This is a genomic window from Streptomyces sp. NPDC005761, from assembly GCF_040630635.1.
Taxonomy (GTDB): domain Bacteria; phylum Actinomycetota; class Actinomycetes; order Streptomycetales; family Streptomycetaceae; genus Streptomyces.
This window is the reverse complement of sequence record NZ_JBEXXX010000017.1, coordinates 142,673-151,086: the sequence shown is the minus strand read 5'-3', so window position 1 is coordinate 151,086 and position 8,414 is coordinate 142,673. Positions and strand designations below refer to the sequence as shown.

The window sequence follows — 8,414 nt, the reverse complement described above, 5'->3', positions numbered from 1 at the left end:
GTTGGCGTTCTTCGTGATGTTTTCGTCGGCGGGTGGGTCGGTGTTGGCTGCGGGTCAGGCCAATTACGCGGCTGCGAATGTGTTCCTGGACGCGTTGGCGGTGCGGCGTCGGGCGGAGGGCCTGCCGGCCACTTCCCTCGCGTACGGGCTGTGGGCGGGTGCGGGGATGGGGCAGTGGCTGGGTGAGGCGGATCTGGAGCGGATGAGGCGTCAGGGGTTGCCGGCGTTGGAGCCGGAGCAGGGCCTGGCGCTGTTCGACGCGGGTCTGGCGTCCGGACGGGCCGCTCTGGTCCCGCTGCCGGTCGACGCCACCGCGCTCCGCGCCCGTACCGACACCATCCCCGCGCTCCTCCGCGACCTCGTCCCCACCACCAGGCGACGCAGCACCGTCTCCAGGACCGACGCGACATCTCTGCGCCGGCAATTCGCGCAGGCCGACCGGGCCGGGCAGGAAGCACTCCTCAGGACGCTCGTCATGGAGCGGGCGGCCGCCCTCCTCGGCCACAGCAGCGCGGACGCCCTCGACGCGGAACGGGACTTCCTGGAAGCCGGGTTCGACTCGCTGAGCGCGATGGAACTCCGTAACGCCCTGATGAAGGACACCGGACTGAGGCTGTCTCCCATGGTGGTCTTCGACAGCAAGAGCCCGGCAGAGCTCGCACGGCTGCTGCGCACGGATCTCCTGGCGGCAGGCCCCCTCGCGACCGGCGACACCGACGCATCACGGTCCTCGGCGGGATCACTCGAAGGGCTCGCCGGGACGGAGAGCACAGCGGTCACCGGCGGGGGCGACGCTGCTCCGGCCGGCAGGCCGCCCGAGACGCTCCGCGACCTGTTCCACGCCGCCGTCGTCTCCGGCCGCGCGGACAAGGGATTCGCGCTCCTCCAGGCGGCCGCCGACGTGCGGCCGGGCTTCGGTTCGGTGGACGAGATCGACCGGCTCCCCGCTGCCGTCCGTCTCGCGGACGCACCCGAAGGACCGCATCTCATCTGCCTCAGCACACCCATGGCCACCGGCGGTGTCCACCAGCACGCGCGTCTGGTGTCCCACTTCGGAGGCAGGCACAAGATATCCGCACTGCCCGTGCCGGGATTCCTCGCGGGCGAGAGCCTGCCCACGTCCTCCGACGCGGCCGTCCAGGCACTCGCCCGGAGTGTGCTGGACACGGCCGACGGGAAACCGTTCGTGCTGCTCGGCTATTCGTCCGGAGGCACCCTCGCCTACGCCACCGCAGGGCACCTGGAACGGGAATGCGGGGTGCGCCCCGCGGGTGTCATCCTGCTGGACACGTTCAAGGTGCATGACGGTGGCAGCGACGGCGTCCCCCTCGACGGTCTCGCCCTCGGCATGTTCGACAAGGAAGCCGTCTTCGGCCGGTTCGACAGCAGCAGGCTCTCCGCGATGGGCCGCTGGGTGGAACTGGTTCCGCGACTCCCGCTCACCCCGGTCGAGGCCCCGGTGCTCTTCGTCCAGTGCACCCAGTCCTTCGTCCCGGACGGGGACGACGCGTCCCCCGACCTGGTCGGCGGACGCGCCGAGCCGTGGGAAACCGCCCACACCCTGCGGACCGTCCGCGCCAACCACTTCACCCTCGTCGAGGACCGTGCCGAAGAGACCGCGCAGGTCATCGACGAATGGCTCGCGTCGCGCGAAACGGCTGCCGGCACCGGCGTGACCGAATGACGGAACGACCGAATCGAAACAAGACGGACCGGACCGACCGAATCGAAGCGAGGCGAAGTGACGTGACCGTGGCACCCAGCGCCAAGGGGACCCTGCCGTTCGGCGAGCACGAGACGTGGTACCGGGTGACGGGCGACCTTCGCTCCGACCGGCCCACGCTCGTCGTCGTGCACGGAGGGCCGGGATCCACCCACGACTACCTGCAGAACCTCTCCGACCTGGCCGACGACGGCTGGTCCGTCGTGCACTACGACCAGATCGGCAACGGCGGCTCGACCCATCTGCCCGACCGGGGAGCAGACTTCTGGACGGTGGATCTGTTCGCCGCGGAACTCGACAACCTCCTCACGGGTCTCGGAATCGCCGACAACTACGTCCTGTTCGGCCAGTCCTGGGGCGGCATGCTCATCACGCACCACGCCGCGGCCCGTCCGGCAGGCCTGCGCGGACTGGTCATCGCCAACTCGCCCGCCTCCTACCCGCTCTGGCTCCAGGAGGCCAAGGTCCTCCGGGACCAGCTGCCGCCCGGCGTCAACGAGACGCTGCTCCGGCACGAGGCCGCCGGAACCACCGAGACGGACGAGTACCACGAGGCCATGCGTACGTTCTACGAGCGACACGTCTGCCGTCTCACGCCCTGGCCCCGTGACTACCTGGCCTCGTTCTACGAGGTGTACAACGACCCCACCGTCTACTACGCGATGAACGGCCCCAGTGAGTTCCACGTCAACGGCACCTTGCGCGACTGGTCCGTCATCGACCTCTGCGCCGACGTCGACGTACCCACGCTGCTGATCTCCGGCCGCCACGACGAAGCCACGCCCGCGACGGTCCAGCCCTTCCAGGACCTCATTCCGGGAGCGCGCTGGGAGATCTTCGAGGAGTCCAGCCACCTGCCGCACCTCGAGGAGCCGGAGCACTTCCGTCAGGTCATGCGGACGTTCCTCGACGAGGTGGACCCGGCGGGTGCACGGCCCGGCCCCTCCGGACTGTCCCACCGGCCGTAGGCCGCATAGGGTGCGGACGGACAGGTGTGCCGCCGCAGCGAGGACCCGGATGTCGCCTGGACAGCCCATAGCATCTGGGACGCTGGTGGTCAGGCAGTCGCAAGGCGCGTCCGGAGTGGGTGAACGAGGTCCGGGCGGCCTGCCGCGACAGGGGTGTCCCGGACAGGGGTCCGGGACTCGTTGAGAGGGTGGTTCCCATGGTCATCGGTCGTGTGGTGCGCTTCGACAGCGCCAAGGGTTACGGGTTCATCGCCCCCGACCATGGCGGCGAGGACGTCTTCCTGCATGTGAACGACCTTCGTATGGCCGAGGAATCCCTCCGGCCCGGTCTGATGGTCGAGTTCGAGATCGAGCAGGGCGACCGGGGCCTGAAGGCGTCCTCGGTGCGACCCGCCGCAGGCACCGGTGGCGCGGCTGCGGCGTCGGCTCCGGCCTCCGTCTTCGCGGCGCGCTCCGAGCCCGTGAACCGGCAGATCGCGGACGGCGACGACGTGTTGTGCGACGTGCTCAACGCGGAGGAGTACGTACGGGACGTCACGGAAGTACTGCTGGAATCGGCTCCGGGCCTCACCGCGGCGCACATTCTTCAGGTGCGCCAAGGGTTGCTGCAGTTCGCCAAGAACCACGGCTGGGTCGAGGGCTGAACCGGTAGCCGTGCCGCGGCCCGGGACGACGGTCCCGGGCCTGCGGTGCATGCCGGCTGTGACGAACGGCACCGGCCCCCGGCCTGTCCGCCCGGGCGTTAGCGGCGGTTAACCTGCCTCCCATGACCGTAACCCTCGAAGTAAGCGGCGGCGTCGGCACGATCCGGCTGGACCGTCCTCCGATGAACGCCCTGGACATCGCCACCCAGGACCGGCTGCGCGAGCTCGCCGAAGAGGCGTCCCGGCGCGACGACGTGCGTGCTGTGGTGCTCTACGGCGGTGAGAAGGTGTTCGCGGCCGGCGCGGACATCAAGGAGATGCAGGCGATGGACCACCCGGCCATGGTCGTGCGGTCCAAGGCGCTGCAGGACTCCTTCACCGCGGTGGCCCGGATCCCCAAGCCCGTTGTTGCCGCCGTCACCGGATACGCGCTCGGCGGGGGTTGCGAGCTGGCCCTCTGCGCGGACTTCCGGATCGCAGGGGACAACGCCAAGCTGGGACAGCCGGAGATCATGCTCGGGCTGATCCCCGGTGCGGGCGGCACCCAGCGCCTCGCCCGGCTGGTGGGCCCCGCCAAGGCCAAGGACCTGATCTTCACCGGCCGCCATGTGAAGGCGGACGAGGCCCTGACCATGGGCCTGGTGGACCGCGTCGTGCCTGCCGCCGAGGTGTACGAGCAGGCGCACGCCTGGGCCGCCAAGCTGGCGAAGGGCCCGGCGCTCGCGCTGCGCGCGGCCAAGGAGGCCGTCGACGCAGGACTGGAGACGGACATCGACACCGGCCTCACGATCGAGCGGACCTGGTTCGCCGGCCTCTTCGCCACCGAGGACCGGGAGCGCGGAATGCGCAGCTTCGTGGACGAGGGCCCGGGTAAGGCCAAATTCCTCTGACCGAACGCCAGTTGGGAACGGCCAGGCGTGCGTTCATCCGTGTGGGCGGATTAGCTGAGCCTTAAGGCAACCTTAAGGCTCGGCCTCCCACCCGTCCTGGCAAACTCGTTCGGGCGGGGTATCCATGCAGGTCAGGGTGGCTGTCCGGGAGCGCATTCTGCCAGCGGCATATGACTGGAGCCGACTACGGAACGTCTGATTCCGGGTCAGGGATTCCCGCGGAACGGCCACGGAGGGCCTGCTGTGCAGCCATGATGGTGTCCATGGCGGGCCTGGAGGGTGTGGAGCAGCCGCGACAGCGCAGCAGCGCGACAGCGGCACGGAGGATGCCGGCCGTCGAAGACGAACAGGCGTTCAAAGCGCTGGAGTTGTTCGGAAATCCGACGGAGGACGAAGTCCGGCTGCCCTCCCGCCCGGAATCCGCCGCCACCGCCCGCAGGCTCACCTCCTGTGTGGTGCTGCGTCAGTGGGCCCTCTCCCCGCAGACCGCCGAGCACGCCGTTCTGCTCGTGTCCGAACTCGTCGGGAACGCCGTGCGGCACACCGGTGCCAGGGTCTTCGGGTTACGGATGATGCGCCGTCGCGGCTGGATCAGGATCGAGGTGCGCGACCCGTCGCGCGGACTGCCGTGCCTGATGCCCGTCCAGGAGATGGACATCAGTGGGCGCGGGCTCTTCCTGGTCGACAAGCTCTCCGACCGGTGGGGCGTCGACCTGCTGCCCCGCGGCAAGACCACCTGGTTCGAGATGCGGATCTCCGACCGCTGATCCGACGCCACGGCTCACGGAGTGGACGCACAGAAGCCCCCGGTCGGCCGTGGTGGGGCGCTTCGGGGGCTGCTGTGTGGGGGCCGTGAAATGGGGGGTGTGTTCACGGCCGCTTACGACGACCTGGCCCGGGTCAATGGGGGTCGTGTCCCCGACTATGACAGACGGACGACTCCACAGCCAAAGCCGCGATTCAGTCATATGATGACAGAAGCGGGCATTCTCACAATGAATCACAGGTGGGATGGGTCACGTGCCTGGTAATCGGTGAGCGCGTAGGGGATCTCCCGGCGATTCATTGATCACCGGAGGTGGGGTGGGCATCCGTGTGACCTTCGGCGACCTTCGTGGGTCAGTTGTTATTTTCCTGACATAACGCACTTAATGTTCTGCGCATGAACGCCCCCGACAGTCCGGTGCACCGTCGCAGCGCCCTGCGCGCCGGAGCCGGCGCCGCCCTCGCGGCCGCCCTCGCCGCCGGCTGCGCGGACCCGGACGCCGCCGGCACACCGGCGAAGCCCCTCGCCCGCCCGGAACCGCGGAGGCAGGCTGCGACCACCGGCGCGCACGCCCCCGCGCCCGCCCCGCACCGGGTCCCCGGGCAGCCCGTACAGATCGACCACGGCCCCCGCGACCGGGCTCGCGTCGCCCTCACCTTCCACGGCCAGGGCGATCCCGCCGTGGCCCGCACAGTCCTCGGTGAGGCCGAACGCGCCGGGGCGAGGGTCACGGTGCTCGCCGTGGGCAGTTGGCTGGACGAGCACCCCGAGATGGCCCGCCGGATCCTCGACGGTGGTCACGACCTCGGCAATCACACCCAGCGCCACGTCGACATCTCCTCGATGGACGAGACCCAGGCGTTCGCCGAGATCACCGACTGCGCCCAGAGGCTGCGCCGGCTCACCGGCTCCATCGGCACCTGGTTCCGGCCCTCGCGCACCCGGTACGCCACCCCGCTCGTCCAGCGGCTCGCGGTCCGGGCCGGATACCCGCACGTCCTCTCGTACGACGTGGACTCCCTCGACTTCACCTCGCCCGGCGCCGCGGCCGTCACCCGCAAGGTGGCCGGGGAGATCCGCAACGGATCGGTGGTGAGCATGCACTTCGGCTATGCGGACACGGTCGCCGCGCTGCCCCTCCTCCTCACCGAACTCGACCGCCGCCGACTGCGCGCGGTGACGACCACGGAGTTGCTGACCTGATGCCTCCCTCCACCACACGCGCCGCGGCCCTGCTCGGGGGCGTCCTGCTCGCCGTGCTCACCGGCTGCGGCACCTCGCCCACGGACGGGGGGCCGTCCGGTACCTCCACCGAGGCCGCCGCCCCGCCCGCCAGGCCCAGGCACGTCACCCCGCCCGCGCCGCCGGGACTGCCCGGGATGCCCCCGGTGCTCGACGCCAGGAACGTGTACGCGGCCGACGCCCCGGGGAAGCTCTCGCCGGTCGTCAAGAACTTCCCGTCCCGCGTGTACGTGCCCAACACCAACTCCGACACCGTCTCGGTCATCGACCCCGCCACGTACAAGGTCATCGAGACGATTCCTGTCGGCCGGCAGCCGCAGCACGTCGTCCCGTCCTGGGACCTGAAGACGCTCTGGGTCAACAACGACGTCGGAGACAGCCTCACCGCCATCGACCCGGCGACCGGGAAGGCGGGGAAGACGGTCGACGTCTCCGACCCGTACAACCTCTACTTCACCCCGAACGGCAAGTACTCCATCGTGATGGCCTCGATGGACCGCGAACTCGTCTTCCGCGACGCGCACACGATGAAGACGGCCAAGGCCGTGCCGGTGAGCTGCGCCGGCGTCAACCACGCCGACTTCTCCGCCGACGGCCGCTACTTCATCGTCTCCTGCGAGTTCTCCGGTGAACTCCTCAAGGTCGACACGGCGAAGATGAAGGTCGTGGGCCAGCAGAAGCTGCCGTTCGAAGGCGCGATGCCGCAGGACGTCAAGCTGTCCCCCGACGGCAGCACCTTCTACATCGCGGACATGATCGCCAACGGCATGTGGGTGCTGGACGGGGAGAAGTTCACCACCCCCGAACTGCTGCCCACCGGCAAGGGCTGCCACGGGCTCTACGTCAGCCGCGACGCCAAGGAGATGTACATCTCCAACCGCGGCGAGGGCTCGGTCTCCGTCTTCGACTTCGCGCAGAAGAAGCTGGCCAAGAAGTGGCACCTGCCGAACGGCGGAAGCCCGGACATGGGCGGGGTCTCGGCGGACGGCAAGGTCCTGTGGCTGTCCGGGCGGTACGACGCCGAGGTGTACGCGATCGACACCCACACCGGCAAGCAGCTGGCCCGGATCCCGGTGGGCAGCGGACCGCACGGTCTCGCCGTCTACCCGCAGCCGGGCCGCTACTCGCTCGGCCATACCGGCGTCTTCCGCTGAGGCCGCCCGGGGTCCGGCCGGTGACTCACCCCGCGACCAGCAGGGCCTCCGAGCCCACCGGCCGGTAGCCCGCAGCCTGGAACGTCCGCACACTGCGGGCGTTCCCCGGCGACTGCTGCGCCCACACCACCGTGTCCGGCACCAGCTGCCGGGCCGCCCGTGCCAGCCGCACACCCAGCCGCTGCCCCCGCGCCTCCTCGGCCACCTCGACCGCCGTCTCCCAGCGCCCCGCGACCCCGCGGCCGAGGACCAGCACGCCGCCCTCGGTCCCCCAGACCCGCACCTCGTCGCGGTACTTCATCGCCCGGGCGACCCGGGGGTGTTCCGGGTCGCGGATCTCCCGCAGCTCCAGCTCCGGTGCACCCGGCAGGGCGGGCGCGACCGTGAGGAGGTCGATCGTGTTCATGTGCCGGCCGGTCCGGGTCATCAGCGCGGCCAGGAACCCCGGATTCATCGTCGCGGCGAGCGCGTCGCCGGGGGTGGCGGCGAGCGTGTCACGCACCCAACCAGGGTCCTCGTCGGTGAAGACCACCGAGTGCGCGGTGAACGCCAGCACTCCGGCATCCCGCGCGTTCGGCTGCCGCACCACGGTCGTGGACCCGTCCGGCGGGGGGAACCGTCCGTGTGCCGCGGCGTCCAGGATCCGTGCCAGTGCTTCGCTCATCGTGCCGTGTACTCCCCGCTCGACCCCCGCCCACCGGGCGGCGGGCGGCCCATCCATGATCGACCACCGGCCGCCGCCGGGGCCGGCCGTCGCGCCCGTTAATCTGGCCTCCGTCAGACAGTCATACGAAGGGGCGGAAAAGTGGCGGACATCGAGTCGGCGCGCAAGGCGTTCGAGCGGTACGACCTGAACGGCGACGGGCTGATCTCGGCCGTCGAGTACAAGAGCGTCATGGCTCAGCTGGGTGACCCCTACGTCACCGAGACGGTCGCCCAGGCCGTGATCAACTCCCACGACGCGAACGGGGACGGCCTCCTCACGTTCGACGAGTTCTGGGCCGCACAGAACTGACGTCCGGAGGAC

The 8,414-nt window shown here is 70.1% G+C and carries 9 protein-coding genes; 8 read left to right on the top strand and 1 reads right to left on the bottom strand.

The genetic code is table 11. From position 1 onward, the window contains the following. The 7 genes from ABZ434_RS18335 to ABZ434_RS18305 form a co-directional block, all read left to right on the top strand. Window positions 1–1,684, top strand: a 1,684-nt coding sequence (locus ABZ434_RS18335) for a thioesterase domain-containing protein (RefSeq protein ID WP_359137301.1), incomplete at its 5' end; no start/stop codon positions are given. A 62-nt stretch (window positions 1,685–1,746) separates the two neighbouring features. Further along, a complete protein-coding gene (locus tag ABZ434_RS18330) occupies window positions 1,747–2,691 on the top strand; it encodes a proline iminopeptidase-family hydrolase (RefSeq protein ID WP_359137298.1) in 945 nt (314 codons plus the stop codon). A gap of 197 nt (window positions 2,692–2,888) precedes the next feature. Then, a complete protein-coding gene (locus tag ABZ434_RS18325) occupies window positions 2,889–3,335 on the top strand; it encodes a cold shock domain-containing protein (protein WP_359137295.1) in 447 nt (148 codons plus the stop codon). A gap of 122 nt (window positions 3,336–3,457) precedes the next feature. Continuing rightward, window positions 3,458–4,225 (top strand): enoyl-CoA hydratase-related protein, encoded by a 768-nt coding sequence (locus ABZ434_RS18320; RefSeq protein WP_359137292.1) that lies wholly within the window; start codon window positions 3,458–3,460, stop codon window positions 4,223–4,225. Window positions 4,226–4,476: 251 nt separating this feature from the next. Continuing rightward, complete coding sequence (locus ABZ434_RS18315) at window positions 4,477–4,992, top strand: ATP-binding protein (protein ID WP_326657834.1); 516 nt, start codon at window positions 4,477–4,479, stop codon at window positions 4,990–4,992. Window positions 4,993–5,387: 395 nt separating this feature from the next. After that, window positions 5,388–6,194, top strand: coding sequence for a polysaccharide deacetylase family protein (locus tag ABZ434_RS18310; RefSeq protein ID WP_359137287.1), 807 nt, complete (start codon window positions 5,388–5,390; stop codon window positions 6,192–6,194). Further along, complete coding sequence (locus ABZ434_RS18305) at window positions 6,194–7,387, top strand: hypothetical protein (RefSeq protein WP_359137284.1); 1,194 nt, start codon at window positions 6,194–6,196, stop codon at window positions 7,385–7,387. The genes ABZ434_RS18310 and ABZ434_RS18305 overlap by 1 nt, the downstream gene beginning before the upstream one ends. Window positions 7,388–7,412: 25 nt before the next feature. Here ABZ434_RS18305 and ABZ434_RS18300 read toward each other — a convergent pair whose 3' ends face one another. Beyond that, a complete protein-coding gene (locus ABZ434_RS18300; RefSeq protein WP_359137282.1) occupies window positions 7,413–8,051 on the bottom strand; it encodes a GNAT family N-acetyltransferase in 639 nt (212 codons plus the stop codon). Window positions 8,052–8,192: 141 nt separating this feature from the next. Here ABZ434_RS18300 and ABZ434_RS18295 point away from each other — a divergent pair, with 141 nt between their 5' ends. Beyond that, window positions 8,193–8,402 (top strand): EF-hand domain-containing protein, encoded by a 210-nt coding sequence (locus ABZ434_RS18295; RefSeq protein WP_219574369.1) that lies wholly within the window; start codon window positions 8,193–8,195, stop codon window positions 8,400–8,402. Window positions 8,403–8,414: the final 12 nt, after the last annotated feature.